The 26,974-nt window shown below is 69.0% G+C and carries 22 protein-coding genes; 12 read left to right on the top strand and 10 right to left on the bottom strand.

Annotated features, from left to right (window positions below):
- Window positions 1-420: 420 nt before the first annotated feature.
- A complete protein-coding gene (gene imuA', locus NX1_RS10590) occupies window positions 421-1,173 on the bottom strand; it encodes a DnaE2-dependent mutagenesis accessory factor ImuA' (RefSeq protein ID WP_068057117.1) in 753 nt (250 codons plus the stop codon).
- A 327-nt stretch (window positions 1,174-1,500) separates the two neighbouring features.
- Here imuA' and NX1_RS10585 point away from each other — a divergent pair, with 327 nt between their 5' ends.
- Complete coding sequence (locus NX1_RS10585; RefSeq protein WP_068057115.1) at window positions 1,501-2,622, top strand: serine/threonine-protein kinase; 1,122 nt, start codon at window positions 1,501-1,503, stop codon at window positions 2,620-2,622.
- A gap of 74 nt (window positions 2,623-2,696) precedes the next feature.
- Here the strand turns inward: NX1_RS10585 and NX1_RS10580 are convergent, their stop codons facing one another.
- Both NX1_RS10580 and NX1_RS10575 read right to left on the bottom strand, forming a co-directional pair.
- Window positions 2,697-3,332, bottom strand: coding sequence for a response regulator (locus NX1_RS10580; protein WP_068057178.1), 636 nt, complete (start codon window positions 3,330-3,332; stop codon window positions 2,697-2,699).
- A 420-nt stretch (window positions 3,333-3,752) separates the two neighbouring features.
- Window positions 3,753-5,225 (bottom strand): ATP-binding protein, encoded by a 1,473-nt coding sequence (locus tag NX1_RS10575; RefSeq protein WP_245668428.1) that lies wholly within the window; start codon window positions 5,223-5,225, stop codon window positions 3,753-3,755.
- Between the two features lie 394 nt (window positions 5,226-5,619).
- Between NX1_RS10575 and NX1_RS10570 the strand changes: the two genes are divergently transcribed.
- The 6 genes from NX1_RS10570 to NX1_RS10545 all read left to right on the top strand — a co-directional run bounded on the left by NX1_RS10570 (window position 5,620) and on the right by NX1_RS10545 (window position 13,395).
- Window positions 5,620-6,276, top strand: a complete 657-nt coding sequence (locus NX1_RS10570; protein ID WP_068057113.1) for an MspA family porin — start codon at window positions 5,620-5,622, stop codon at window positions 6,274-6,276.
- Window positions 6,277-6,395: 119 nt separating this feature from the next.
- On the top strand, window positions 6,396-10,571 hold the full coding sequence (locus tag NX1_RS10565) for an NACHT and WD repeat domain-containing protein (protein WP_068057111.1): 4,176 nt from the start codon (window positions 6,396-6,398) through the stop codon (window positions 10,569-10,571).
- Window positions 10,572-10,700: 129 nt separating this feature from the next.
- Entirely contained in the window at window positions 10,701-11,342 is a 642-nt protein-coding gene (locus NX1_RS10560) for an MspA family porin (RefSeq protein ID WP_084501300.1), read from the top strand.
- 97 nt (window positions 11,343-11,439) lie between these two features.
- A complete protein-coding gene (locus NX1_RS10555) occupies window positions 11,440-12,984 on the top strand; it encodes a PspC domain-containing protein (protein WP_068057106.1) in 1,545 nt (514 codons plus the stop codon).
- Entirely contained in the window at window positions 12,977-13,192 is a 216-nt protein-coding gene (locus NX1_RS10550) for a hypothetical protein (protein ID WP_084501299.1), read from the top strand. The genes NX1_RS10555 and NX1_RS10550 overlap by 8 nt, the downstream gene beginning before the upstream one ends.
- A gap of 29 nt (window positions 13,193-13,221) precedes the next feature.
- Complete coding sequence (locus tag NX1_RS10545; protein WP_157119658.1) at window positions 13,222-13,395, top strand: hypothetical protein; 174 nt, start codon at window positions 13,222-13,224, stop codon at window positions 13,393-13,395.
- A gap of 61 nt (window positions 13,396-13,456) precedes the next feature.
- Here the strand turns inward: NX1_RS10545 and guaA are convergent, their stop codons facing one another.
- Window positions 13,457-15,037 carry a glutamine-hydrolyzing GMP synthase gene (guaA, locus tag NX1_RS10540; RefSeq protein ID WP_068057100.1) on the bottom strand — a complete coding sequence of 527 codons (1,581 nt, stop codon included), beginning with the start codon at window positions 15,035-15,037 and terminating at the stop codon, window positions 13,457-13,459.
- 125 nt (window positions 15,038-15,162) lie between these two features.
- Between guaA and NX1_RS10535 the strand changes: the two genes are divergently transcribed.
- Window positions 15,163-15,963 (top strand): alpha/beta fold hydrolase, encoded by an 801-nt coding sequence (locus NX1_RS10535; RefSeq protein WP_068057175.1) that lies wholly within the window; start codon window positions 15,163-15,165, stop codon window positions 15,961-15,963.
- Between the two features lie 75 nt (window positions 15,964-16,038).
- On the opposite strand, the gene NX1_RS10530 is transcribed toward NX1_RS10535, so the two are convergent.
- Entirely contained in the window at window positions 16,039-17,199 is a 1,161-nt protein-coding gene (locus NX1_RS10530) for a GuaB3 family IMP dehydrogenase-related protein (protein ID WP_068057098.1), read from the bottom strand.
- A 384-nt stretch (window positions 17,200-17,583) separates the two neighbouring features.
- The gene (gene guaB, locus NX1_RS10525; RefSeq protein ID WP_281216166.1) at window positions 17,584-19,128 is read right to left on the bottom strand and encodes an IMP dehydrogenase; all 1,545 of its coding nucleotides are present in this window, start codon (window positions 19,126-19,128) and stop codon (window positions 17,584-17,586) included.
- Between the two features lie 229 nt (window positions 19,129-19,357).
- Between guaB and NX1_RS10520 the strand changes: the two genes are divergently transcribed.
- Window positions 19,358-19,771 carry a DUF5319 domain-containing protein gene (locus NX1_RS10520; protein ID WP_011207424.1) on the top strand — a complete coding sequence of 138 codons (414 nt, stop codon included), beginning with the start codon at window positions 19,358-19,360 and terminating at the stop codon, window positions 19,769-19,771.
- A 247-nt stretch (window positions 19,772-20,018) separates the two neighbouring features.
- Here NX1_RS10520 and NX1_RS10515 read toward each other — a convergent pair whose 3' ends face one another.
- The 3 genes from NX1_RS10515 to NX1_RS10505 form a co-directional block, all read right to left on the bottom strand.
- The gene (locus tag NX1_RS10515; protein WP_245668427.1) at window positions 20,019-21,035 is read right to left on the bottom strand and encodes an anti-sigma-D factor RsdA; all 1,017 of its coding nucleotides are present in this window, start codon (window positions 21,033-21,035) and stop codon (window positions 20,019-20,021) included.
- Between the two features lie 91 nt (window positions 21,036-21,126).
- Window positions 21,127-21,705 (bottom strand): sigma-70 family RNA polymerase sigma factor, encoded by a 579-nt coding sequence (locus tag NX1_RS10510; RefSeq protein ID WP_067784912.1) that lies wholly within the window; start codon window positions 21,703-21,705, stop codon window positions 21,127-21,129.
- Window positions 21,706-21,850: 145 nt separating this feature from the next.
- Window positions 21,851-22,660 carry a hypothetical protein gene (locus tag NX1_RS10505; protein WP_245668426.1) on the bottom strand — a complete coding sequence of 270 codons (810 nt, stop codon included), beginning with the start codon at window positions 22,658-22,660 and terminating at the stop codon, window positions 21,851-21,853.
- A gap of 671 nt (window positions 22,661-23,331) precedes the next feature.
- Between NX1_RS10505 and NX1_RS10500 the strand changes: the two genes are divergently transcribed.
- The 3 genes from NX1_RS10500 (at window position 23,332) to NX1_RS10490 (ending at window position 24,913) form a co-directional block, all read left to right on the top strand.
- Window positions 23,332-23,625: a WhiB family transcriptional regulator gene (locus tag NX1_RS10500; protein WP_067784918.1), complete on the top strand. Its 294-nt coding sequence runs from the start codon at window positions 23,332-23,334 to the stop codon at window positions 23,623-23,625.
- A gap of 459 nt (window positions 23,626-24,084) precedes the next feature.
- Complete coding sequence (locus NX1_RS10495) at window positions 24,085-24,660, top strand: sigma-70 family RNA polymerase sigma factor (RefSeq protein WP_068057092.1); 576 nt, start codon at window positions 24,085-24,087, stop codon at window positions 24,658-24,660.
- A 1-nt stretch (window position 24,661) separates the two neighbouring features.
- The gene (locus NX1_RS10490; RefSeq protein WP_068057090.1) at window positions 24,662-24,913 is read left to right on the top strand and encodes an RskA family anti-sigma factor; all 252 of its coding nucleotides are present in this window, start codon (window positions 24,662-24,664) and stop codon (window positions 24,911-24,913) included.
- Window positions 24,914-25,274: 361 nt separating this feature from the next.
- Here NX1_RS10490 and groL read toward each other — a convergent pair whose 3' ends face one another.
- On the bottom strand, window positions 25,275-26,885 hold the full coding sequence (gene groL, locus NX1_RS10485; protein WP_068057088.1) for a chaperonin GroEL: 1,611 nt from the start codon (window positions 26,883-26,885) through the stop codon (window positions 25,275-25,277).
- Between the last annotated feature and the right edge of the window lie 89 nt (window positions 26,886-26,974).

Below are 26,974 nucleotides of genomic sequence, written 5' to 3'. Positions count from 1 at the left end.
GCCACGGCCGAGCACGCCACCACCCGGTTGGCGGACAGCACCGCCACCGGCCGCGTCGGCGGCAGCTCGGCCACGGCCGCCGCCGCGACCGCGGGCCAGTCCTGGCACCACACCGCGAGCACCCGAGTAGCTCCGCGCGCTCGACTCGGCTGGATCACAATGCCGCACCGCCGCTCTCATCGGCCCCGCCGCCGGACATTCGCTCCTGGCGGTCTGCACCACAGCGTCGGGCCGACCGGAACCGCGGGCTTCCAGCCTGCACCCCGAACCCGCGCAATGGAGATGCGATGCACCGCGGCTGGTCCGCGACCGCGGGCCGGTCTCGACCCCACGCCGCGAGCATCCGCGCGGCGTCACACATCCGACTCGGCCGAACCACAGTGCCGCACGCCGACTCTCGAGGCGAGGCTCCGCCGCCGCTCATGACGCCGCACCCCGCGCGATCGGCAGTTCGATGGGCGCGGGCGAGGTCTCCTGGGCGAACCATTCGACGCGACCACCGCTTGGACGCAGTTCGACCCGTCCGCGCCGGGGCAGGCTCGCCCGGTGCCGCGCCTCGATCTCGAGGCTGAGGGAGCGCAGCCGGCCGTGGCCCGTGCCGAGACCGACGTATCCGGCGATGCGGGCATCGAGGCGCAGGGTGGGATTGGGCCAATCGCCGTCGGCGACAACCAGAGTGGCGCCCTTGCTGCGGGCGCGCGCGGCGAGCACGCGGGTGCGCGCCGGGGGGACGGCGACGCCGTCGAGCCCGAGCACGACCAGGTCGAGACCGTCCAGCAGGACCGCGGCCACCTCGACCGGGTCGGGGCCGGGATCGGCGATCACGGCCAGCCGCGCCAGCTCGGCGCCCATCTCCGCCGCCGCGAGCAGACCGAATCTCGGTACCCCGACCACCGCGGCGTGCCCGCCGTGCTCGGTCACCGCTGCGAGCATGCCTGCGAGCAGCGAGCGCGCTCCCGTGTAGGCGACCACGGAACCCTTGCCGAGACCACCCTCCGGCAACAATTCCGCAAGGGCTCGGGGCACTGGCAGCGGTTCGCGGCGCATGTCATCGGCATGCGGGGCGCGTGCGGCCGCCGACTCGCCGCGGCCAGGGATGGCGGCCATCCGACTGCGCAGCTCGGTCAGCTTCTGTTGTCTATCTGTCTCCCCCACCCGCACGTCCGAACCCATCACAACCACCTACTTCCCACGATGGACTCCGAGGCGAAGCGAGCGGACCGACCCCACCTCCACGCGGAGGAACGGAAGCCAGCACCGATCCAGCTATCGATCCTTATCGAATATACGTTCGATACGCCTTCAGTAGAAACCCACCCCCGGAATGTCGTCAAGAGCATCGGACGCGCCCTGGATCACCGCGCGCCCTTGGGCCGCTTTCCCCGCCGCCGAACGCCAAGCCGCCGGAAATCCGGCATATCGCCGGAACTTGTTCTCCCACCGTCACTTGTCGGCGCAAGAGACGCGGCGACGCGGGGATATTCGGATACCCTGCACACCATGATCGATCGCCCCCGTCCCATCGTCGGCCCCGAGTATCTGGTCGCAGGCCGTTACCGCCTGAAGTCCAAGCTCGGCGGCGGCGGCATGGGTGCGGTGTGGCTCGCGCACGACCGGCTGCTCGATCGGGAAGTCGCCATCAAGCAGGTGCTCTCCACCGCCGGGCTGCCCGAGGCCGAGGCCACCGCGGTGCGCAACCAGATCATGCACGAGGGCCGGGTCGCGGCGAAGCTCTCGCACGAGCACGCCATCGCCGTCTACGACGTGGTGCTCGAAGCGGGTGAGCCATGGCTGGTGATGGAACACCTGCCATCGCGCAGCGTGGCGCGGGCGCTGGCGCTGGTCGACACGCTTCCGGTGATCGAGGTCGCGCAGATCGGCGCCCAGGTCGCCGACGCGCTGGCCGCCGCGCACGCCGTCGGCATCGTCCACCGCGACATCAAACCGGGCAACATCCTCGTCGCCGATCGCGGCCAAGCCGTCGGCATGGCCAAACTCAGCGACTTCGGCATCTCGCGCGGCGCGGGCGATATCTCCGACGAGCCGGACGGCATCATCACCGGCACCCCCGCCTACCTCCCGCCGGAAGTGGCGCGCGGCGCGCAGCCGACCGAGGCCAGCGACGTGTTCTCGCTCGGCGCCACGCTGTACACCGCGATCGAGGGCCAGCCGCCGTTCGGCTTGGACGAGAACAGCGACGTCCTGGTGGAGCGCGCCGCGATGGCCCAGATCATTCCGCCCTCGCGCAGCGGCATCCTGACCAACGCCCTGCTGCACATGATGGAGCCTGCGCCGCAGCGCAGGCCGACCATGGCCGAGGCGCGCGACGAAATCCTCACCGCCGCTTTCGGTCCCGGTACCGGTCCTTATATTCTCGGTGCCCCCGTACGCACCGAGGACGGCACCATCCCGCCCTGGGCGGCACGAAATTCGGCCTCCGGCCTACGCAGCCCGCACTCTGCGCCCCTCCCCCGCCCCCACCGCACGGCTCCGCGAACCGCCACCCCCGCACCCCCGCAACGAGCCCCGAAAAACCAACCCACCAACGCCCCCCTCGCCATCGCCATCGGCCTCTTCATCGGCCTGCTCATCATCATGGGCGTCATCATCATCGCCCTGTAACCGCACCTCGCAGACGTTCCACACGCCTCGCAGGGGCTGCATCCGCTGCGAAGCGTGCGGAAGGTTTGCGAGGACTAATCGATGCGGCGGCGATGCGCCCAGCGGGTGAGGGCGTTGCGGTTGGACTGCTGGGTTTTGCGGAGCACGTTGGAGGCGTGCGTCTCCACGGTCTTGACCGAGATGAAGAGGTTCTCGGCGATCTCGCGGTAGGTGTAGCCGCGGGCGAGCAGGCGCAGCACCTCGAGTTCACGCGGAGTCAGCGAGTCCAGTTCGGGATCCAGCGGCGGTTCGGGGACCGGGGACTTGCCGGTGAACGAGTCGAGCACGAATCCGGCCAGCCGCGGGCTGAAGACGGCGTCGCCGCCCGCGACCCTGCGGATGCCGTCGGCGAGTTCGGCGCCGGAGATGGTCTTGGTGACGTAGCCGCGCGCGCCGGCGCGGATCACCGCGATCACGTCCTCGGCGGCGTCGGACACGCTGAGCGCCAAGAACACCGGACCATCCTCGATGCCGGCCAGCACCGCGACGCCACCACCGTCTGGCATGTGCACGTCGAGCAGCACCACGTCCGGACGGGTGGACTCGATCCCGGCGATGGCCTCGGACACGCCGCCCGCCTCGCCGACCACCTCCATATCGGCCTCGCGGCTCAGCTCCGCGCGCACACCCGAACGGAACACGGCGTGATCGTCGACGAGAAAGACCCGCACGCTCACCTGCTTCTCCTCACCCTTCGGTGGAACGACCCACCCTGACTGCGCCGACCATCCTGAGGAAGTCCGCATTCCATCGGTACCACACCGCGGGCCCGGCCACGCCGTGTCCACCGCCCTCGGCTCGACGGCATCGACCGAGTGCGACCGCTCGCCGATCGGTCGTGCCAGTACGCCTGGGCGCGGACCGCTGCCGAGCCGACGACCCGCTTGTTGTTCCCGGGCAGCGAGAACACTCGTCGCACCGTGGGAAACCACAGCGGCGAACTGCCGAAGGTGCCCGATCCGCAGCTCCTGCTCCGCGCGGCTCGGACTTGTAAGGACTGGCCTAGCGATACATTCAGCACCGCACCGCACAACCCGATCACACCGCGCCCCGGCGCATCGCGAAGGCGCGCGATCCATTCCGCACCGCGTCTACTTCCCGGACCGCACCGACTGTCTGTTGCGCTCGGTCGACGGATCATCGGCCGACGCCGCGGTGTCACCGCCTTCCGGCGATCCGGAGTCGCTGCGCGGCATGAAGATCCGCACCTCGGTACCCCGGCCAGGGGTCGACATGATCTCCACCTGGCCGCCGCGGCGTTCGATCCGGCCGCGGATGGATTTGGCGAGGCCCTGCCGGTCCTGCGGCACCGCGGCGACGTCGAATCCGGCGCCGCGATCGCGCACGAAGACGCTCACCTGGTGCGGTTCGGCCTCGGCGAACAGATCGATGGTCGGCACGCCCGCGTGTTTGGCGGCGTTCACCATCGCCTCCCTGCTCGCCCCGAGCAGCGCGGTGAAATGTTCCTTGGGCAGGCCGTTTCCCGAGTCGTCCACGTCCATCGATACATCGCCGACCGTCACGGGGGTGACCTTGACGCCGTGCTGGTCCTCCACCTCGCCCGCGATGGTGCGCAGCGCCGCGGCCAGGCTGGACTGCGCGGGACCGGAATCCTCGAACAGCCATCTGCGCAGTTCCCGCTCCTGGCTGCGGGCCAGCCGCGCCACCTCCTGCGGATCGTGCGCTTGACGCTGGATGAGGGCCAGCGTCTGCAACACGGAATCGTGCAGATGGGAGGCGATCTCCTCGCGTTCCTCGTTGCGAATGCGAGCGGCGCGCTCGGTGTTCAGCGCGCGCATCATGCGCAACCACAGCGGGACGGTGAGCAACCCGGCGCCGATCAGGGTGACCGCCACCGCGATCAGCGCGGAACCGAGCGAACTCAGGTCGATCCTGGCCAGCACGACGACGCCGAGCCCGAGCACCACCATGGTGGCCCCGGCGACGATGCGCGCCCAGGTGACCACCGATGGCCGCTCGGGCAGGCCGAGCAGCGAGCGCGGGCCGTCGGTGTCGTATTCGCGCCAGACCAGCGCTGCGCCGACCGCGACTACGACGATCGGCACGATCACCTTCGCCGCGACGGTGCCGTTCATCAGCCAGGAGACCGCCACCGAGAGACCGAGCCCGAGCAGCGCGAGGCCGACCGCCTGACGCCGCTCGGCGCCGGTCGGCTTGGCCGAATCGGCGCCGCTCGGGGTGAAGATCCACAGCAGGCCGTAGGCGATGATCCCCGCCCCCGCCAGCGCGGACAACAGCACGAACGCCATCCGCACTTTGAACACGTCGAGCCCGAGATGGTCGGCGAGACCGCCCGCGACCCCACCGACGATCCGTCCGCCCGACCGGCGCACCAGCCGCAGCTGCGGATGCCTGCCGAGATCGAGCACCGGAGCGGGCCCGAGATCGCGCCCCGCGCCGTAGTCGCGGGCGGCGTCGTACCCGGGCGCGCCCCCGAACCCCGCGGCGCCTCCGAGGCCAGGAGCGCCCCCGAAACCAGCAGCGCCCCCGAAGCCCGGAGCCGCGCCGCGGGCAGCGTCGAACACGGGACCAGTCGGGTGCATGCTTCGATACTGGCACGCTCCCCCGACCCCGGCCATCAGGAATCACCCTGATCTTGCCCTCATACCCGCGGGGGTCGCAGTCCGGGCGTACCACGTTGTCCGGACCGGACAAAAGACCCCGTTGAGCTGCGTAGACGCAAAACATCCACCGAGGCGCCGCCCGGCCGTCGAGTCCGACCGGAGGCGCGGCCACTCTCACACGCCTCGCCGGTCCGGAAAATCCGCGCCGACGCCGCGACCAGGGCTTTCCCGCTGACCACGCGCTTGCGGCGCTGGGCCCGGACACCGACCGCCCCATACCTTTCCGTTGGGTCGCCGAAGACCCGGTCACCACCGGGATCACTCGGTTTCGATCACCCGCATTTCGGCGGGAAAGCACTTCGGGGAGGAACACATGAAGCACTTATCGGTACTCACGTTGGCATTCTCGGCCGCCGTCCTGGTGGTCTGCATGGTCCTGACGGGGAGCCCGTTCGCCGGGGCCGCGCCGATGGCGCCGCACGAGAAGACGGTCGAGGGGCCGAACGGATTCCGGTTCACCGTCGGACACTCCGATCAGGCCTTCCATCCGGTCGCTCCGCTGAACGGCATGCCGACCAATCGGGAGGTGTTCCTCGACGACACGTTCTACGGCCGGGTCGAGGCGGACGGTACCGGCACCTTGAAAGCCGGATACCTGGTCGCCTGCGCGGTCGACCTGACCGTCGGCATAGACCTCGGCGCCGCGATCGGCTTCGAGGCGGGATTCCGGGTCGGCGGCTCGAGCAGCGACGATTCGGCCTCGTCGAGTGTGGACGCGGGCCTCGGTCCCGACCTGCACATCGGCGCGAGCATCGACCTGTCGATGACGCCGGGCAAGGTGCAGCCCTTCGAGGTCGGCACCAAAGAGCTGCCGACCGGCGGCACCGGTTATCTGATCAGCCGCGATTTCCACGTCGCGGTGCAGGACTGCGGCGGTCCGCTGACCATCCGCTCGTACACGATCGTCGACGCGCAGTCGCCGGAAGTGAGCGGGCGCGAAGCGGTCTACGGCGATCCGATCTTCCTGTGAGGTCGCGATGGAAGGCGGTGCGCGACGCGGCGCACCGCCGCTGCCGAGAAGATACGCGGCGGTCCGGCCGGGTAAATTGTCCCTGTGTTCGTACCGCCCAGACGTTTCCGTGGGCACGCGTGACAGGGGACGCGCCGCGGGGGGAAAATCGTTCGCCACGAGCGATTTTCGCTGAAAGATTCGCCGACCTGTATGCCGCCGCGGGCAATCCGACGCTGCGCAGGGTCGCCGCCCAGGCGGAGAACCGCATGCGGGCCGCCGCGGCGGCGAACCCTGCGTCCGCCCAGCGGATCAGCGACTGGAAGGCGGGCCGAAATGTGCCCGCCCGCTTCGAATCCCTGCTGCCGGTGGTACTGACGCTCATCGATATCGCGAAGAAGCGCGGCGCCGCGCTGCCCGCGAAACTCGCCGACCCACAGGAGTGGAAGCGGCTGTGGACCGCGTCGAACTCCTGGACGCCAGACGACGCCGACGACTCCGCGTGCCCATACCTGGGCCTACAGTCCTATCGGAACACCGACAGCGACATCTTCTTCGGACGCCGGCGGGCGACCGAGGAGCTCACCGAACTGGTGCTCGACACCGCGCGCGACGGTGGCGGAATCGTCACGCTCATCGGCGCGTCCGGAGCCGGTAAATCTTCGCTGCTGGCGGCGGGACTGTCGGCCGAAGTTGCCCAGCGACAAGGTAACTGGCACATCGTCACAGTGACACCCGGTACGCATCCGATGGATGCGTTGGCGAAGGTCCTTGGCGTGCAGGAGAAGAACGCCGCGGACACGGAAGCGGCGAAGTCTTCTGGCGTACAGGACAAGGACACCGCGAACACCAACCCGGCGAAGTCCCCTGGCGCGCAAGGCAAGAACTCTGTCAACACCGGCTCGGCGGAAGCACCCGGCACGGCGGACACGGACTCCACGGGCATCGCCTCGGCGAAGTCTGTGGGCGTGCACGGCGAGAACTTCGCGAGCACCGACGCGGTGGACGCACCCGGCGACGACCGCGCCGCCGCGACCTGGCCGACCGATGGATCGCGCCTGCTGATCATCGACCAATTCGAAGAACTGTTCACCGTCTGCGCCGACGAGCAAGAACGCGACGAGTTCCTGGCCTCGCTCGATCGGCACGCAACGCAGACCGACCACGTCGCCGTCGTGCTCGCCCTGCGCGCCGACTTCTACGCCCGCTGCCTCGACTACCCGGTCCTGCAAGAGTCTCTGGAAAAGCGCAGCTACCTGCTCGGGCCCATGCGCGTCGACGAGCTGACCGAGGCCATCACCGGCCCCGCCGAACGCGCGGGTCTGAAACTCGAACCGGGACTGGACGAACTCGTGGTCACCGAGCTCTGCGGCCTCGGCGACCATCGGACCCGCCAGAGCTACGACCCCGGAGCCCTGCCGCTGCTCTCCCACGTCATGGCCGCCACCTGGCAGCACCGGGAGGGACGCAAACTGACCGTCGCGGGCTATCGCGCGGCGGGCGGTGTGGTCGGTTCCGTCGCCGCCACAGCGGAACAAGCGTGGAGCGAGCTGTCCGATCCGCAGCAGTCGGCCGCCAAGGACGTCCTGCTCGGACTCGTCACCGTGGCGCGCGACTCCCGCGACACCCGGCGCATCGCGGCGCGCCCCGCGCTCCAGCAGCGCAGCGCCGACCCACTCTCCGCCGCGGCCGCGCTGGAACTGCTCGCGCGCACCCGGCTCGTGACGTTGGACGCGGACTCGGTGTTCCTCACCCACGAGATCGTGCTCGACGCCTGGCCGCGGCTGCGCGCGTGGATCGATGAGAACCGGGTCGGCTATCTGGTCCGGCAGCGGCTGGAAGCCGATGCGGTCGAATGGGATTCGACGGGGCGTGATCCGGCGCTGCTGTATCGGGGGTCCCGGTTGGAAGCGGCGCTCGAACACGTGGCGGTGGCCGACGGGGTAGTCCGCGACTTCCTGCACGCCTCGCGCGCATCGCGCGGCCGGACCCGCCGACGCGGCACGCTCGCGAGGATCGGCCTGGCGCTGGCGGGGGTGATACTCCTGGTCTTCGGCTTGACCGCCTACACCCAGACCCAATTCGGGCAGCGGCAGCGGGAGGAGAAGGATTTCGCGGCCGTCATGACGGAGGCGGAGCGGATGCGCGGTATCGACCCGTCTCTGTCCGCCCAGCTCTACCTCGTCGCGGAGCGGATGCGGCCCGGCGACGCGACGGTGTCGACCCATCTACTCGGCACTCAGGACCAGCCTCTCGCGACCATCGTCCCGGGACATGTGAACGGCTACGTCGAGGTGACTCGGCAACCAGGAGGCGCCCTCCTGGCATCGGTCGACGACGAGGGCATCGCCTACCTATGGGACGACAGCAACGCCCAGCACCCCCGCAAGCTGGTGCAGCTCCCCGGCGATATCGCGAAGGCGGAATTCAGCGCGAATCCTCGCGTCATGGCCACCACCAGCAGCGGGGGTTCCCGGCTGTGGGACATCACCGAGCCCGACGCACCCCGAATGCTGGCCGAATTGCCGCCGACCTCCGGGGGACCGTACGTGAACATGAGCTTCAGCGCGGACGGAAATATTTTCGCGGCGGCGAATTCCGAGACCGTCACGCTGTGGAATGTCACCGATCCCGCCCGGCCTGGAGCAGGCACGATATTGCCCGCCGGGCACGAGGTCAGGCCCCGGGTGCGGTTCAGTCCCAGCGAGCCGGTGCTGGCCGTGCTGACGAACAACAAGCTCCCCAACGCATACGCGGGACGGATTCAACTATGGAAGGTCGACGGTGTCGATCGCGCCGTTCCCCTTGGACCGCCGATCGAGACCGCGACGACGATCCTGGCCGATATGGATTTCAGCCCCGACGGCCGAATTCTGGCCGCAGGCGGCGGAAACGGGTCACTGGGGCAGGAGCAGGGAAACCGGGGGTCGGTACATCTATGGCGAATCGAACGGGATGCCCCGCCCACACCGCTCGGCGCACCGATGACTGCAGGCGAATACACCCTCGACTCGGTGGCTTTCAGCCCCGACGGCCGGATACTCGCGGTTGCCACCTCCGAGCACGCCTCGCTGTGGAACATGACGGATCCGGCCCGGCCCGCGCTGATCGGCGAGCCAGTGACCACGAGCCCTACGACCTGCCGTTTCTCGAACGGCATCGCGTTGCCCTGCCGGAGCGGCCCCACCAGCCTCGCCTTCGGTGCCGGGGGACGGACCATTACCGCGGGCGGATGGGACGGCAACTTACGAGTATGGTCTCTGCCGCCCGCGCTGGTGCCCGGCATTCCGGAGAAGGCCTCGTTCCCGCGATTCGACGCGGGAGGTCATCGCGCGATCGTCACCTCGGATGGCGCCACCGGTGAAATTTGGGACACCGAAGATCCGCGACGGTGGCGGCTGCTCGGTCGTTTCGCGCTTCGCGATGGTGACCATCCATATGCGGTGAGCCCGGACGGAGCGACCCTGGTGACCACTTTGTACGGAAGCCAGTTCAGCGTGTACGACCTATCCAATCCAGCGAACGTGCGTCTTCGGATCGACTGGGAGACCAGCCTGGGAAGCGCCAATTACATTGCCATCCGGCCGGACTGGCGAATCATGGTGACATCGCATGACGACTCGCTGCGGGTATGGAACATCGAGGAACCCGGACACCCCACGCCACTCGGCGAAAAGATACCGCTGGCAGAGGCGCGAGACATCGAATTCAGCGGCGACGGCAGAATCCTCGCAGTCCGCACGTCCGAGTCGGATGGTGACATCGTCCGGCAACCCCTCACGTTGTGGGACTTTGCCGATCCCCTGCACCCAGCCCCACTCGGGGACAAACTTCCCGAGATAGCCGGCGGCGTCAACACCGTCCGGTTCACCCCCGATGGCCGAACTATGATCTTGGTCAACGGCCCGAAGATACAGGTGTGGGACATCGGCGACCGCACACATATCCGATCGATCAGTGCGCCGATCGTCGCGGACAGCCTCTCTGCGGGCCGGATCTCCTTCTCGCCGGATTCCCGGCGGGCCGTAATCACCGGCGAGAACGGTCGAATCACGCTGTGGGACTTGACTGATCGCGCCCGACCACAACAAATCGGCGACCCGTTGACACTGCCACGCGAAGGCGATGACGACTGGACCGCCCAATTCCTCCCCGACGGCAACCACCTCGTCATCTCCGGCGGCGGCATACGCGTCTGGGATCTCGACGTCTCCCGCTCCATCGATCGAATCTGCGACGTCACGGGATCCCTGCTGACCGAGGACCTGTGGCAACGCCACCTCCCCCAACTCCCCTACCGCCCACCTTGCGCTTGAATCACACTCTCTTACAGGGACTTTCCAAGCATTCCTTCAGGACGGCCAACCATGCTGAAAGCGATCACGGGGGCAGTCCGTGATCTCGCCGGGTAGGGAGCCCGGGCGTGGAACGAGGGGGATACCCGAATGTATGGGAAGTCTGGGCTGGCCGCTGTCGCGATTGCCGTGGGTTGCCTCTCGGGGCTCGCACCGCAGGCGGCGGCGGTCGATCTCGCACCGCACGAGAAGACGTACTCCGCCCCGGGCGGGCTGGAGTTCACGGTGGGCCACAGGGAGCAGGCGGCCCGGCCGACGGGATCGTTGAACGGGATGCCGACGAATCGGGACGTGTTCCTGGACAACACGTTCTACGGGGAGGCGTCGGACGGAACAGGTCACCTGAAGACCGGTTACTTCGTGGCCTGCGCGGTAGATCTGAAGGCGACGCTCGATCTCGGCGCCGAGGTCGGCATCAACGCGGACGCGAGCGCGCACCTGGGCTTGACGCCGGAGTCGCTGCTGCCAGGGGTCGACGTGAGCGTCGGCCCGTACCTGAGCGCCGGGATCGGCGTCGATCTCTCGATCAGCCCGGGCAAGGTGGTCGACGTGCCGGTCGGCGAGAAGGAGCTGCTGCCGGGCAGCACGGGATACGTGTTCAGCCGGGACCGGCGCATCCACGTCGAGGATTGCGGAGGACCGTTGACGGTGCAGGCCTACGCGATCGTCACCGTGGAAACGCCGGAGGTGACCGCGGACGGCGCGGTGTTCGGAGATCCGTTCACGATGTGATCGCCGGGACCGACACCCGCGGCGTCGACCGGATCAGGATGTTTTTCAGGGTTCACCCCGATGTGCCGCGCCGCTGGTCAGCCGCACTATGGGGATTATGACGAGAACAACCTTCGGCGATCAGCTGCAGCAGATGTGGCAGACGCGGCCCGTCCGGTTGCCGCGGCAGGGTCCGGTCGCGGGCGTCGCGGCGGGGTTCGGGCAGCGCTACAACGTCGACCCGGTGCTGGTCCGGGTCGCGTTCGTGGTGTCCACCCTCTTCGGCGGCGCGGGCATCGTGCTGTACCTGTTGGCCTGGCTGATGCTGAACGAATCCGGGGACCAGTCCTCCGCCGCCGAATCGCTGTTCGGCAAGGGCAACAGCTCGCAGTCGCAGACCAAGACGGTCGTGCTGATCGTCGCGCTGGCCATCGCGGTCACGACGGTCGGTCCGATCGGCGTCGGGCTGGCGGGCTCCGGGATGATCAGCCTCGCCCTGATGCTCGCGGGCTGGTGGATGCTGTTCATGCGATGCCCGCAGCCGCCGCCCGGCACCAGCGCCATCGACGGCGGTTTCGCCGACAGAGGATTCGCCGACGGCCTCGCCGCGACGGGCTACCCGGGAGCGGTGTTCCCGACCGGCCCGCTGCGCAACCCCGGTTACCCGGTGCCCGACGTCCCGCCGGTGTACAGCCCGTACACCAAGCTGCCGGACGCGTACGTTCCCGACACCCCGCGCGAGCCGGAGGCGGAGACCACCGTGCCGCCCGCCGTCGCGCCGGAGACCGTGTCGCTGGACAAAGGCGCCGACGAACCCGCCGAGGTGACCGACGCGAAAACCGAAGTGCTCGAAGCGCGGACCTCGTCACCGCAGCCGAGTACCGGGGACTCGCTCTCGCTGGAGAAGCCCGACGCCGAGCCGAAAGCTCCCGCCGAACCGAAGACGCTCGCGGAAAAGCCCGCGCACCCGACACCCGCGGCCTTCCCCGGCGTGACCCCGCCCTCGTGGGATCCGCTCGGCGTGGCGCCGCTGGCCTGGGACCTGCCCGAACCGACCCCGGCCCGCCCGGTGGTCGCCATGCCTCCGACGCGCCCTCGTTCCCGGCTCACCCCGGTCGTCCTCGGGCTGGCCATCCTGGCCGCCGCGGGCGCGGGCGCGCTCGCCGCCGCGGGCGTGGAGTGGATGACGCCCGGTCGCATCGCCGCGGTGGCATTGGCCGTCATCGGCCTCGGCCTGGTGCTCGGCGCGTTCCTGCGGCGCGGCTACGGTCTGCTGGTCGTCACCGCTCCGCTCGCCGGGTTCGTTCTGCTCGCCTCGATGATCGGCCCCATCGAATTCGACAGGGGCGCCATGGGCGATCACGTGTGGACTCCGGCGACGATGGCCGAACTGCAACAGGACTACAGGATCTCGATGGGTTCGGGCACGCTCGACCTGCGCTCGCTGAACCTGACCGAGAACCGCACCGTGAACCTCGACGTGCACTTGGGCGAGGTCCGCATCCTGGTGCCGGAGAACATGACCGTCCGCACCGATTGCACCGTCGACATGGGCGACAATATGTGCCCGCGCGGCGTCACCGGCCCGAACACGCCGGGCGCCCCGGTGCTCGATCTCGATGTGGACGTCCAGATGGGCAGTGTGGAGGTGCAACGTGGCTGAGCAGCCCGGAACCAACGACACGAACGAGGGCCGCGGACCGTCGGCCTCACTGCTGATCGTCGGCCTGCTGGCGCTGGCGGTGAGCGTCTGGGGCTTCATCGGCCACGCCGCGACGGCCGGCGGAGCGATCTCCTTCGGCTGGATCGTCGTCATCGCCGCCATAGTCGTCGGCGTCCTGCTGGTGATCTCTCCCCGCAAGGGGCGTTGACCGCGATGGCCCTCGTACAGGAGAACCCCATGGCGCGAGAACAATTCGAGACCGACGCGGACGACCGGACACCGCGGCCACGGCAAGGCACGCCCATCGCGCGGGTCGTGCCGGTCACGCCGACCAGGGCCCCCGCCGGAGGCGGCACGCTACTCGGCCACCTCGTCCTCGGCCTCGGCTGGAGCCGCGCCGAGACTGACTGAATCCCGAAACGCCGACGGCCCCCGCACACACCGTGTGCGGGGGCCGTCGAAGTCTCAGGGATCACTCCCACTCGATGGTGCCCGGCGGCTTGCTCGTGACATCGAGCACGACGCGGTTGACCTCGGCGACTTCGTTGGTGATGCGGGTCGAAATGCGCTCGAGCACCTCGTAGGGCAGGCGAGTCCAGTCGGCGGTCATGGCGTCCTCGCTGGAGACCGGGCGCAGCACGATCGGGTGACCGTAGGTGCGGCCGTCACCCTGTACGCCGACGCTGCGCACGTCAGCGAGCAGCACCACCGGGCACTGCCAGATCTGGCGGTCCAGCCCGGCCGCGGTGAGCTCCTCGCGGGCGATCGCGTCGGCCTGCCGCAGCGTGGCGAGACGATCACCGGTGACCTCGCCGACGATGCGGATGGCCAGGCCCGGGCCCGGGAAAGGCTGGCGCGCAACGATTTCCTCGGGCAGACCGAGCTCGCGGCCGACCGCGCGGACCTCGTCCTTGAACAGCAGCCGCAGCGGCTCGACGAGGTCGAACTCCAGATCCTCCGGCAGCCCGCCGACATTGTGGTGCGACTTGATGTTCGCGGTGCCGCTGCCGCCGCCCGACTCCACCACGTCCGGGTACAGCGTGCCCTGCACCAGGAACTCGACCTCGGGCGTCTGCCCGTCCTCGGCGCCGTGCTCGGCAACGACCTCGCTCACCGCGTCTTCGAAGGAGCGGATGAACTCGCGCCCGATGATCTTGCGCTTCTCCTCGGGATCGGTGACGCCCTTCAGCTCGCCGAGGAACTTGTCCACCGCGTCGACGGTGACCAGCTTGGCGCCCGTCGCGGCGACGAAATCCTGCTGCACCTGCTCGCGCTCGCCGGAGCGCAGCAGGCCGTGATCGACGAACACACAGGTCAGCCGATCGCCGATGGCGCGCTGCACGAGCGCGGCGGCGACGGCGCTGTCCACGCCGCCGGACAGGCCGCAGATCGCGTGCCCGTCGCCGACCTGCTCGCGGACCTGCTCGATCAGCGCGTCGGCGATGTTGGCCGGGGTCCACGCGGACGGGATGCCCGCGAGCTCGTGCAGGAAGCGGCTGAGCACCTGCTGGCCGTGCGGCGAGTGCAGCACCTCGGGGTGGTACTGCACGCCTGCCAGGCGACGGGCGCGGTCCTCGAACGCGGCGACCGGCGCGCCCGCGGTGGTGCCGGTGATCTCGAAGCCCTCCGGCGCGTCGGTGACCGCGTCACCATGGCTCATCCACACCGGCTGGATGGTGGGCAGACCACCGTGCAGCAGACCGCCGTCGATGTTCAGCTCGGTGCGGCCGTATTCGCGGGTGCCGGTGTGCGCGACCGTGCCGCCGAGCGCCTGCGCCATCGCCTGGAAGCCGTAGCAGATGCCGAAGACCGGAAGCCCCAGATCGAAGAGCCGAGCGTCCAGCTGCGGCGCGCCCTCGGCGTACACGCTGGCGGGGCCGCCGGACAGAATCACCGCGAGCGGCTTCTTCTCGGCGATCTCCTCGACGGTGGTGGTATGCGGAATCACCTCGGAGTACACACTTGCCTCGCGCACCCGCCGCGCGATCAGCTGAGCGTATTGGGCGCCGAAGTCGACGACGAGGACCGGTCTCTGGGATTCTGCCACGGCCACAGTCTAGTGAGCCTGGTGCGCGCCCGAACCAACGGGCACGTCGCTGTGCAGGCACGTTGTGTGCTCTCGAAGCGGGCGACGCGAATCCCGCGTCGAGCCCGCCGCGGCTCGTTATCCTCTTGCTCGTGCCCTTCGCCCGTGCGATAGACGCCGACATCCATTACGAGGACAGCGGCGGGGACGGTCCGGTGGTGTTGCTCGCGCACGAATTCCTCATGGACCGAACCATGTTCGCTTCGCAGATGGCCGCGCTAGCGCCGGAATTCCGGATCGTCTCCTGGGATGCCCGCGGCCACGGACGCACCAGGGATCAGGGCCTACCCTTCACGTACTGGACCGCGGCGCGCGACGCGCTGACCGTGCTCGACCAGCTCGGCGCCGAGCGCGCGGTGGTCGGCGGCACGGCGCAAGGCGGCTTCACCGCGCTGCGCGCCGCGCTCATCGCGCCGGAGCGGATCGCGGGACTCATCCTCATCAGCACCGAGGCGCACGGGCCGACGCCCGAGCAGTCGACGGCCACCCAGCGCTTCCTCGACGAGTGGTACGACGACGACAGCAGGGAGCAAGCGGTCGACCGGCTCGCCACCTGGCTGATCGGCGACGACGACTGGTACCGGGCGATCTGGACCAAACGCTGGCTCGGCCGCGACCGGCACGATATCGAGGTCGCCGCGGGCTGCCTGCTCGCCAGGGAGTCGGTGCTCGACCGGCTTCCCGAAATCACCTGTCCCGCACTGGTCATCCACGCCACCGACAGCGGCATCACGCACGACCGCGCCAAGCAACTGGCCCAGGGTCTGGCGTCGGCGACCTACGTGGAGATCGCGGGCGCCCGCCTCGCGGTCACCATGACCCACGCCGAACCGGTGAATCACACGATCCGGCAGTTCCTCCGCGATCAAGTGATGCCAACGCACGTGCGGTGACGCAGGAGCGGACGACCGGCGAGCAGCGGCGAGCCCGCGCCCGATTCATCCGGCGCGGGCTCGCGGCGAGCGGCCTCAGGCGCGAACGCTGAGTCCGACCTTCTGGAATTCCTTCAGGTCCGAGTACCCGGCCTTCGCCATCGAGCGGCGCAGGCCGCCCACCAGATTCAGCGAGCCGAACGGGTCGTCGGACGGACCGAAGAGCACCCGCTCCAGGCTCGGCCGCACCTGCTCGGTGGACTCGCCGCCGAGATCCCACGGATCGTCCACGTGCAGCAGCGAACCGCGCGGCACCGAGGGGTGCGCGGCCGCCGACGGCCAGTACCAGCCGCGGCCGGGCGCCTCGGCGGCCAGCGCCAGCGGCACACCGAGCATGGCGGCGTCGGCGCCGCAGGCGATCGCCTTGGCAAGCTGACCCGAGGTGGCGATATCGCCGTCCGCGATGACGTGCACGTAGCGGCCGCCGGTCTCGTCCAGGTAATCGCGGCGCGCGGCCGCGGCGTCGGCGATGGCGGTGGCCATCGGCACCCCGATGCCGAGCACCTCGCCGGTGGTCGTCGCGCCGGGGTAGGAACCGTAGCCCACGATCACGCCGGCGGCGCCGGTGCGCATCAGGTGCAGCGCGGTGCGGTGATCGCTGACGCCACCCGCGACGACGGGCACGTCCAGCTCCGCGATGAAGGTCTTCATGTTCAGCGGCTCGCCGTCACCGACGTGCTCGGCGGAAATGATGGTGCCGTGCACGACGAGCAGATCGATGCCCGCCTGCAACAGTGCGGGCGTCAGCGCGCGGGCGTTCTGCGGGCTGACCCGCACGGCGACGGTCACGCCCGCCGCGCGCACCTCGGCCACAGCGGCCGCGAGCAGATCCGGCTGCATCGGCGCCGCGTGCAGTTCCTGCAACATTCCGACCGCGCGCTCGTAGCCGCCCTTGCCGACCAGCTCGAGCAGCTGATCGATCTTCGCCTCGACATCGGCGTGCCTGGCCCACAGGCCCTCGCCGTTGATCACGCCGAGCCCGCCGAGACGGCCGAGCTCGATGGCGAACCTCGGCGACACCAGGGCGTCGGTCGGGTGCGCGAGGAACGGAATCTCGAACCGGTAGGCGTCGAGCTGCCAGGCCAGCGACACCTGCTTCGACGAGCGGGTACGCCGCGAGGGAACGATGTCGACGTCGTCCAGTTCGTAGGTACGCCGGGCCGTCCGGCCCATGCCGATCTCGACCATGTCGCGCACTTGTCTGTCCTTTCGGTATTTATTTGCGCGCTGGCGCGCGCGTGTCCGCGGCCTGTTATGTCTCGCTTCCGAGCGGTCGAGACTCGCGACTTCGTCGCATGCGCTTCGACCGCTCGGAAGCGAGACAGCCGCGAACGGGCTCGTAAGACTCGCCCTCGGGGTGATCGGGAGGGAGCGCCCGGTCCAGGCGCTTCGCCTCGCGAACAGGTTAATCATGCACGCGGTACCCACTCGGATCGCAATCGCGTCCTGCGCCTCGTGCCGAAACCGGATGAGCGCCGGCGTTCGAAACTCGACTGCCGAGTTCGTCAGGGGGCTCACCCGCCCCCGGCAGCGGGACCAGCGATGGCAGGTCCTCGGCTACCGGGGCTCGCGTCGATCGGGTCAGCTGCGGCCGGTGTAGTTCGGCGCTTCGACCGTCATCGTGATGTCATGCGGGTGGCTTTCCTTCAGGCCCGCCGCGGTGATCTGCACGAACTGCGCTTGCTGCAGCTCCGCGATGGACTGCGCGCCGGTGTAGCCCATGCCGGCCCGCAGGCCGCCGACGAGCTGGTGGATCACCTGGTTCACCGGGCCGCGGAAGGGAACGCGGCCCTCGATGCCCTCGGGTACCAGCTTGTCCTCGGCGAGCACGTCGTCCTGGAAGTAGCGGTCCTTGGAGAACGACTTGGCCTGGCCGCGGCCCTGCATGGCGCCCAGCGAGCCCATGCCGCGGTAGCTCTTGAACTGCTTGCCGCCCACCAGGATCAGCTCGCCGGGCGATTCGGCGGTGCCTGCGAGCAGCGAGCCGAGCATCACGGTGGACGCGCCCGCCGCGATGGCCTTGGCGATGTCGCCGGAGAACTGGATGCCGCCGTCGGCGATGACCGGAACGCCGTGCGGCTTGCACGCGGCGACGGCCTCGAGGATCGCGGTGATCTGCGGCGCGCCGACGCCGGCGACCACGCGGGTGGTGCAGATGGAACCGGGGCCGACACCGACCTTCACCGCGTCGGCGCCTGCCTCGACCAGCGCGGCCGCGCCCGCCCGGGTGGCGATGTTGCCGCCGACCACCTGGATGCGGTCGCCGACCTCGGCCTTGACCTTGGCGACCATCTGCAGCACCTGCACCTGGTGTCCGTGCGCGGTATCGACGACCAGCACGTCGACGCCCGCGTCGGCCAGGGTCATGGCGCGCGACCAGGCGTCCTCGCCGACACCGACCGCGGCGCCGACGAGCAGACGGCCGTCGCGGTCCTTGGTGGCGTTCGGGTACTGATCGGTCTTGACGAAGTCCTTGACGGTGATGAGCCCGCGCAGGCGGCCGTTGCCGTCGACGATCGGCAGCTTCTCCACCTTGTGGCGGCGCAGCAGCCCGAGCGCGGCCTCCGCGGTGACGCCCTCCTGAGCGGTGATCAGCGGCGCCTTGGTCATCACGTCGGCGACGCGGCGGTTCTGGTCCACCTCGAAACGCATGTCGCGGTTGGTGATGATGCCGACGAGGGCGCCGGTCTCGTCCACCACCGGAAGGCCGGAGATGCGGAACCGCGCGCACATCGCGTCGACCTCGGCCAGCGTGTCGGTCGGGCGACAGGTCACCGGATCGGTCACCATGCCCGCCTCGGAGCGCTTGACCGTCTCCACCTGAGCGGCCTGGTCGGCGGCGGACAGATTGCGGTGCAGCACGCCCATGCCGCCCGCGCGCGCCATGGCGATGGCCATGCGCGCCTCGGTGACGGTGTCCATGGCCGAACTGACCAGCGGGGTGCGCAGCCGGATCTCCCTGGTGAGCTGACTCGAGGTCTCCACCGAACTGGGAATCAGATCCGATGCGGCGGGCAGCAGCAGCACGTCGTCGAACGTGAGGCCGAGCATGGCGATCTTGTTCGGGTCGTCGCCACCCGTAGGGGGGCGGACTGCGAGTCGTTCGCCCGGTACGGGATTACTCATTCGGATCGACCCCTCCTGGAACGTCGAAAGCGAGAGACGCCGGACGGACCGGCGTCGCGCACAACTGATGGGATGGACGGTGACGGCGAGGTCAGCGTGTCGGGAAACTGTCCGGCGCCTGCCACCTATGGTATCTGTCCCGCAAACTCGTCGATGAACTGAGGCCAGTCGCGAAACTGGCACCCTACATAGCTGGCGCAGACCACCCTGTTCTGCGTACCGTGGGTGTGTGCGTGACCATCTACCACCTGGCTTGCCGCCGGATCCGTTTGCCGGAGACCCCTCCGACCCGTCCGCCGCGCTCGACGCCATCGAGCCCGGCGAACCGCTGGATCCCCACGAGCGCCTTGCGGTCGAGGAGGATCTCGCCGACCTCGCTGTCTACGAAGCGCTGCTCGCGCACCGTGGAATCCGCGGACTCGTAGTCAGCTGCGAGGACTGTAGGCAGGACCATTACCACGACTGGGACATGTTGCGCGCCAACCTGCTTCAGTTGCTGGTCGACGGCACGGTGCGGCCGCACGAGCCCGCCTACGATCCGACGCCCGAGGCGTACGTCACCTGGGATTACTGCAGGGGCTACGCGGACGCGTCGATGAACGAAGCATTCCACGGCGACGGGTTCGACGGCTTCGACAGCTGATCGCGCGCGATCCGGACACCCGAAAACGACGAAATGCCGACCGCTGGTCGGCAATCGGTCTGCGCGCGCGTATTCGGGTGACATCCCTCACGGCCTCCGCGACACGCCGACGCACGGCGTGCGCGCACTCCCCGTCTCGGTGTCGAACGACACACGATCGGCGACACGCGATCACAGTAATTCCAACCTGCGACACGCCGGACGCCCGGCAGTCACCGTTGGAAAATGAACTCGCTTACGCCCGAGCTCAGTTGCTCGGAGTGTGGCCGCCCGAGGGAGTGGTCGGAACGGTCGGAACGTTCACCGTGCCCGGCCCGTCCTCCAGGATCGGCGACCTCGTCGCAGGCTGGGTCGGGGCTTCGGTATCTCCGCCGGTCGGCACGCCGCCGCCCGTCGTCGGCGCCTGCGTGGTGGGCGGCGGCGCCTGGGTCGGCGGCTGTTCGACAGGCGTGGTCGGCACGGTGGTCACCGGCTGTTGCGTCTGCGGCGCGGTCGGACCTCCGGTCGGCCCGGTAGGTCCGGCCGGCTCCGCGGTGGCAGGCGGCGTGGTCGCCGAGGCCGGCGGCACCATCATGTTGGTGATAGTGGTCGTCTCACGAGCAGGCTGTGTCGGCGTGGTGGTGGAAGCGGGCGAGCCAGTCGGCCGCGGTTGGTTCGTGGTGGTGGCCTGCTCCAGCGCGGCCGCCGCCTCCGGCGACAGCTCACGCAGCTGCGTGAGCAGCTTCTGCCACTCGGCCTCCAGATCCTGCTTCTTGCCCGAGTCGCTGACCTGGTCGACGTTCACCGACGCGCGTTCGAGCAGCGCCCTCGCCTGCGCCGGATTGCGCTGTGCCAGAGCCTGCTCGGCCTGGTCGAGCTCGGTGCCCGCTCGCTGCACCACGGTGGTCTGCGCCTGCTCGCTGAACACGACCTCTTTGACCCGCCACAGCGGATCGCCGGGCTCGGCGCTGTAGGAGAACGCTGTCACACCGCCGAAGACCAGGGCCAATGCCGCCGCGGTTCCCGCGATCGGACCGACAAGCCGAAGACGGCCACGGTTGACTGCGCCGACTCGAACCTTGCGCGCGCCGATCTCCTGGTTGACCGCGGCAACGACCGCGTCCAGATCCGGTGTGCTCGGCAGCGGCGGCGAAATCAGTTCCGCACGCCAATCGGCCAGCAGTGCTGCTAGCTGAAACTCCTCCGCACTATCGGTCTGTACCGGTCCATCGCTGGCGATGGCGTCGATCAGAGCATCGTCACGGCGTACCGCGGCGATGTCCACCGGTCCGGTGTCACCAGTCCCCCCGGCGTAGGGACCGCTATTTCGCGATCCACGTCGCGCCTTCCAGTCACCCCGACCGCGCTCGCCATCCCTAGCCATACATTTCACCTGCCCTCGCCACTTGTGACTTCAGTTTCGCGAGTGCCCTGTGCTGGGCCACTCGTATCGCGCCCGCCGTACTGCCCACGGCGACCGCGGTTTCTTCCGCTGACAAACCCATGACCAATCGCAGGATCAGGATTTCTCGATGCTTTTCGGGGAGTGTCGCGAGCAAACGGTTCATCTGCCTGCTCGTCTCCGATTCGAGAGCTCGCTGCTCCGGTCCTTGGTCGGTGGATATGACATCTGGTACTTCGGCCATCGCCTCCGCCTTGTTACGGGCGGCGTTGCGGTGTGCGTCGGCGACCTTGTGCGAAGCGATTCCGTATACGAAGGCCATGAAGGGCCTGCCCTGGTCCTGATACCTGGGCAAGGCTGTCATCACGGCCAGACATACCTCCTGCGCAACGTCGTCCGCGGAGAGCTGTCCACGCTCCGCCGCGCCGATACGCGCGCGGCAGTACCGGACAACCAGCGGGCGGATCAGCTCTAGTACCTGAGCTAAAGCGGATCTGTCGCCCTGCGCTGCGGCAGCGACGGCGAGGTCCAACTCTTCGCCCGTGTGCGTCATCGTCAGAGATATTCCTGGCGTTACAAGTGGCACTGGCCCGATGACCTGTGCTTCCGCGGATGCGGCGGAACGGATCTAACAATAGCGATAGCCGACGAGGAACCGAGCAACATGGTCACTTGTCTCGAGAACGAATCGCCGACCGTCACGCGGCGCCGTGCGGACGAAAACGCCCGCCACGCCGGGCGATTCCGGCGGCATACTCTGTCGCCTCGCCCGCGGCGCCGGGATCCGACAGCCCGGAACGCAGCATCGCGCACGCCCAGCGCAACGGAAGCAGGTCGTGCTCCCGGCATTCGGCGGCGACTGTGTCGGCCAGCGTCCTGGCATGTTCGGCGTCACCCGACGCGGCCATCGCAGCGGCGACGAGAAGCCGGGACTTGACTCGGTGCCGCACCGAGGGCGCGACCTCCGCGATGGCGAGGGCTTCGCGCGTGTGCGGCAACGCTTCCCCGGGCGCGCCCGACGCCAAGGCGGTCTCTGCGCTGACCCAGTGCCAGCGGATCCATGCCCGCCATCGCAGGCCGTCCGGATCCAGCGCGGCGCGGCTCCGGTCGAGCAGTCGCCGCGCCAATGCGAGGCGGCCCGCGCCGAGCGCGTCGGCGGCCAAGCCGGTGAGCGCGTCGCAGACCGCGTCGACGCGGTCCGGCGCCGACCCGGCGGGCACGGATGCGAGTTCACCTCCCGGCAGCGCCAGCGCGGCCGCACGTCCGTCAGGACCGGACGCCGCCGCATGCCAGCCGAGTTGACGCAGCAGCGAGCCCTCGGTGCTCGCGGCCAACGAGAGCAGCACCGGATCGGCGGTCCGCCGCCGCACCGCCGACAATTCCGCGCGGGCGGCGGCGTAGCGGCCTTGCCCCCCGAGAATCACCGCCCGAAGCCAGCAACTCGGGGCGTCCTTCGCGGTCGGCAACTCGGCAGCGGCGAGCCCTGGGCGGCCACCGAAGGCCCCCATAGCGAGGACTTCATATCGGACATCCATGGTCGGAACTGGCGCGAACACGTCCGAACCCTATCCCGGCCACGACCGACGACCGCGCGCAGTAAAGCCGGTTCGGAGACTTGGTTAACTGCCAGCATTTCTGGTACGCCGACCATGTTTCCATCAGGTAAATCTCGCCTCGCCATTGCGAGATCATCCGCGACACAAATTCACGCGCGTTTCGCGCAATTAACCTCCGCGCCCCGTTTCCGCCATATGGGATGTGCTCGCGCACAGCCCGCACGGTGGCCATCATCACGCCGGTTACCTGTCCCCCATGGGACCAGTAACCTGTGAGCGGTCCCAAAAAAGGCGGTCGACCTGCGGAAACCATGACATACTCGACACAGGAGGCTACCCGCCGCGTTCTGGCCAACCGAACAGTATCACCGGAACCCTCGTTAAAAGTAAACAGCGGGTAGGTTAAATCTCGCCATTGCCAGATTTCGAAAACCGATGCGTCGAACTATTGACGGAATTTCGCGGCTACCCCTAACGTAACTCATCGCCACGGACGGCGCCGCGCGAAATTGCAGCGACCGGAAGGGCGAGCCGAGGGACACCGCCGATCGCACGCGTCCCCCACACCTGTTGCAGACAACTGCTCGACAACGCCGACGAGCTCGCATTACGAGGAGTTCACCATGCCCATGCCGACCCACCTCCCCGGACCGAACGCCGACGTCTGGGACTGGCAGATGCGCGGTTCCTGCCGAGGCGTGGACTCCGCCGTGTTCTTCCATCCCGACGGCGAACGTGGCCGCGCCCGCACCGCGCGCGAGATGCGCGCCAAGGAGATCTGCCGCGCGTGCCCCGTCCTCATGCAGTGCCGCAGCCACGCCCTGAAAGTCAGCGAGCCCTACGGCATCTGGGGCGGCATGTCGGAGACCGAGCGCGAGATGCACGCGCGGCGCAACCGCCGCCGTATGGCCGTCTGAGCCGCGACCGGCCGTCGCCGCAGCCAGAGCGCGAATCCGCGACCCATCCGTATCGCGCGGCGCGCCGAATGCCTAGCAAAATAACCGGCCACTGAAGCACCAGATACACGATCCCGGCCGAACCGTGATGGCACACCGCTGTCCCCGTTCGGAACCGACGCCGACGCGCGGCAGCAGGCGGTCACCACCGCCATATCCGCGGTCGCGGCGAGCAGGAGCCGCGCGATTGTCGGCCCGGTGGCGAGCGGTAGCTGTTGGCGTGTCACATCTGAATTCGCCCGGCGTGTGGCAGTTCACCGCAAAGTAGCTGAGCTGCTTGCGGTTTGCTGGCACCCCACTGGAGGGAGGCGATAGCGGCACGCTACGGTAGTGACCGATGACACAGAATGGAGCGTTGTGACAACGCGGCCGTCGGCCGCAGAGGGCGACTCGTTCCGAAGAGAAGCCTTCCCACCGAGTGTGGATTCTGCGGTGTCGGCACGCGCAGCCGAAAGCATCGAACTAGCCGCTCTCTTGCATCGCTGCGGCCAGGCCGACCAGAAGGCTTTCGCCGAACTGTACGACCGGACGAGCGCGCGAGTGTTCGGTCTGGTGCTCCGGGTGCTACACGATCCGGGGTACGCGGAGGAGACCACGCAAGAGGTGTATCTCCAGCTCTGGCGTACCGCAGCCAGTTTCGACCCCGCGAAGGGGTCGGCGGTGACGTGGTTGATGACGCTCGCCCATCGGCGCGCCGTCGACCGGGTCCGCGCCGAGCAGGCCCATACCCAGCGCGAAGTCGCGTACGGGATAAGGGTTCTCGGCAACGAGTTCGACGAGGTGACCGAGGAGGTCGAGCGCAGGCTCGAACAGCAGGCGGTCCTCGAAGGACTCACCGGCCTCACCGAAACCCAGCGAGAAGCCATCTCGCTGGCCTACTACGGCGGCCGAACCTATGCGGAAGTGGCCAACTACCTCGGCGTAGGGTTACCGACCGTCAAGTCCCGGATTCGGGATGGATTGACACGACTGAAGAAAAGTTTGGGGGTGACGTGAGATGAACGAAGCCCAGATCGATCTCGCGCACACCGTCGCGCTCGGATCGATCGACGACGAAGACCATCACGCGGTACAGGAACTGCTCGACGGCGAGGACTCGGTGCTACACGCCGAGTTCATCGCGGAGGTGCGGCAGGCCAAGGACGCCTTGGCCGCGCTCGCGGCGGTAACGGCCACCGCGCCGCCCGCCGCGCTTCGCGGCCGGTTGCTCGCGGCTATCGCTGCCGAGCAACCCCCCGTCGCCTCCTGAGCTCCACCCCTAGCCGGCGCACCGAAGGGCTGCGCCTGGCACCGTCTTCCGGTGACCTCGCGCGCCCTGCGCCGATCGCCCGAGGGACCCTTCGCCATCCCGCCGAAGCTTCCGTGCGCGGTCGCTCGCCATCCCGCCGGAGCTCACGCGCGCGACCGTCGCGTCCGCTGGAAGTCTCGGCACAGGGCCGTGTCCCGCCGCGTCGCGATGCGAAGCGCCGGTCCCGTCCGCGCGAGCGACCCGACGATTTGTCATCTCTCACGATCCGCCGCCCTCCGGCTTGCCGAACGCACCGGCTCCCATAATCGACGAAAAGGCCCCCGGATGCGGGCATCCGGGGGCCTTTCACACGCTCGACGTGTCAGTGCGCGTGACCGTGGTGCCCGTGGTCGTGCGCCTCCTCGGCGGGCTTGTCGACCACGGCGCTCTCGGTGGTGAGCACCATGCGCGCGACCGACGCGGCGTTGACCACCGCGGAACGGGTCACCTTGACAGGGTCGACCACGCCGTCGGTGAGCAGATCGCCGTAGGTGAGGGTGGCGGCGTTGAAGCCCTCCTTGCCCTCGGCGACCTTGCTGACCACAACGGCGCCGTCCAGACCCGCGTTGGTGGCGATCCAGTACAGCGGCGCCTGCAGCGCCTTGCGCACCACCTCGACGCCGACGGCCTCGTCGCCGGACAGCGAGTCGCGCAGCTCGACGAGCTTGGCGCCCGCCTGCACCAGCGCGGTGCCGCCGCCGGGAACGATGCCCTCCTCGACCGCGGCCTTGGCCGCGCTCACCGCGTCCTCGACGCGGTACTTGCGCTCCTTGAGCGCGGTCTCGGTGGCCGCGCCGACCTTGATCACCGCGACGCCGCCTGCCAGCTTGGCCAGGCGCTCTTCGAGCTTCTCGCGGTCCCAGTCGGAGTCGGTGGCCTCGATCTCCCGACGCAGCTGCGCGCTGCGGGCGGCGATGTCCGCCGCGGAGCCCGCACCGTCGATGATCGTGGTGTCGTCCTTGGTGACGACGACGCGCCGGGCCTTGCCGAGCACGTCCAGACCGGCTTCGCGCAGGGTGACGCCAAGGTCAGGGTTGACGACGGTGCCCGAGGTGACCACGGCCAGGTCGTCGAGGAACGCCTTGCGACGGTCACCGAAGAACGGCGCCTTCACCGCGACGGCCTTGAGGGTCTTGCGGATGGAGTTGACCACCAGGGTGGACAGCGCCTCGCCCTCGACGTCCTCGGCGATGATCAGCACGGCCTTGCCGCTCTCGGCGATCTTCTCCAGCAGCGGAAGGAAGTCCGGCAGAGAGCTGATCTTCTCGCGGTGCAGCAGCACCAGGGCGTCCTCGAGCACCGCCTGCTGGGTGTCGGCGTCGGTGACGAAATAGGGCGAGAGGTAGCCCTTGTCGAACTGCACGCCCTCCGTGACGACGAGTTCGGTCTCCAGCGTCGAGGACTCCTCGACGGTGACGACGCCGTCCTTGCCGACGGTGGTGAGCGCCTTGCCGACCATCTCGCCGAGCTGCTCGTCGCGCGAGGACACGGTGGCGACCTGCGCGATGGCCTTCTCGCCGGAGACAGGGGTGGCCGCGGCGAGCAGCGCCTCCGAGACCGCGTCGGCGGCCTTGGCGATGCCGGCGCCGACCGCGATCGGGTTGGCGCCCGCCGCGACGTTCTTCAGGCCGGCGCGCACCAGCGCCTGGGCCAGCACGGTCGCGGTGGTGGTGCCGTCGCCCGCGACGTCGTTGGTCTTGGTGGCGACGCTCTTGACCAGCTGCGCGCCCAGGTTCTCGAACGGATCCTCGAGGTCGATGTCGCGCGCGATGGTGACGCCGTCGTTGGTGACGGTCGGGCCGCCGAACGCCTTCGCGAGCACCACGTGGCGACCGCGCGGGCCGAGGGTGACCTTCACCGCGTCGGCGAGCTTGTCGACGCCGCGTTCCAGAGCCCGGCGAGCCTTCTCGTCGAACTCGATCTGCTTTGCCATAAGTCCTTTTCCTTGGATGCCTGGGCGGGGTCCGGCCCGGTGGGGCCGTGCGGACGCCGCCCGGTGGGCTGAAACGACGTTGCCCCGGC

The sequence above is a fragment of the Nocardia xishanensis NBRC 101358 genome (genome assembly GCF_001613365.1).
Classification (GTDB): domain Bacteria; phylum Actinomycetota; class Actinomycetes; order Mycobacteriales; family Mycobacteriaceae; genus Nocardia; species Nocardia xishanensis.
Note: the sequence above shows the minus strand (reverse complement) of the source record. Positions and strands in the feature narration are given on the sequence as shown.

Coding starts and splice junctions, on each gene's coding strand:
- NX1_RS10560 (WP_084501300.1), top strand. CDS start 10,701: ATGTATGGGAAGTCTGGGCTGGCCGCTGTCGCGATTGCCGTGGGTTGC.
- NX1_RS10555 (WP_068057106.1), top strand. CDS start 11,440: ATGACGAGAACAACCTTCGGCGATCAGCTGCAGCAGATGTGGCAGACG.
- NX1_RS10585 (WP_068057115.1), top strand. CDS start 1,501: ATGATCGATCGCCCCCGTCCCATCGTCGGCCCCGAGTATCTGGTCGCA.
- NX1_RS10500 (WP_067784918.1), top strand. CDS start 23,332: ATGCCCATGCCGACCCACCTCCCCGGACCGAACGCCGACGTCTGGGAC.
- NX1_RS10545 (WP_157119658.1), top strand. CDS start 13,222: ATGGCGCGAGAACAATTCGAGACCGACGCGGACGACCGGACACCGCGG.
- NX1_RS10490 (WP_068057090.1), top strand. CDS start 24,662: ATGAACGAAGCCCAGATCGATCTCGCGCACACCGTCGCGCTCGGATCG.
- NX1_RS10510 (WP_067784912.1), bottom strand. CDS start 21,705: ATGACGCACACGGGCGAAGAGTTGGACCTCGCCGTCGCTGCCGCAGCG.
- groL (WP_068057088.1), bottom strand. CDS start 26,885: ATGGCAAAGCAGATCGAGTTCGACGAGAAGGCTCGCCGGGCTCTGGAA.
- NX1_RS10570 (WP_068057113.1), top strand. CDS start 5,620: ATGAAGCACTTATCGGTACTCACGTTGGCATTCTCGGCCGCCGTCCTG.
- NX1_RS10575 (WP_245668428.1), bottom strand. CDS start 5,225: ATGCACCCGACTGGTCCCGTGTTCGACGCTGCCCGCGGCGCGGCTCCG.
- NX1_RS10505 (WP_245668426.1), bottom strand. CDS start 22,660: ATGGGGGCCTTCGGTGGCCGCCCAGGGCTCGCCGCTGCCGAGTTGCCG.
- imuA' (WP_068057117.1), bottom strand. CDS start 1,173: ATGGGTTCGGACGTGCGGGTGGGGGAGACAGATAGACAACAGAAGCTG.
- guaB (WP_281216166.1), bottom strand. CDS start 19,128: ATGAGTAATCCCGTACCGGGCGAACGACTCGCAGTCCGCCCCCCTACG.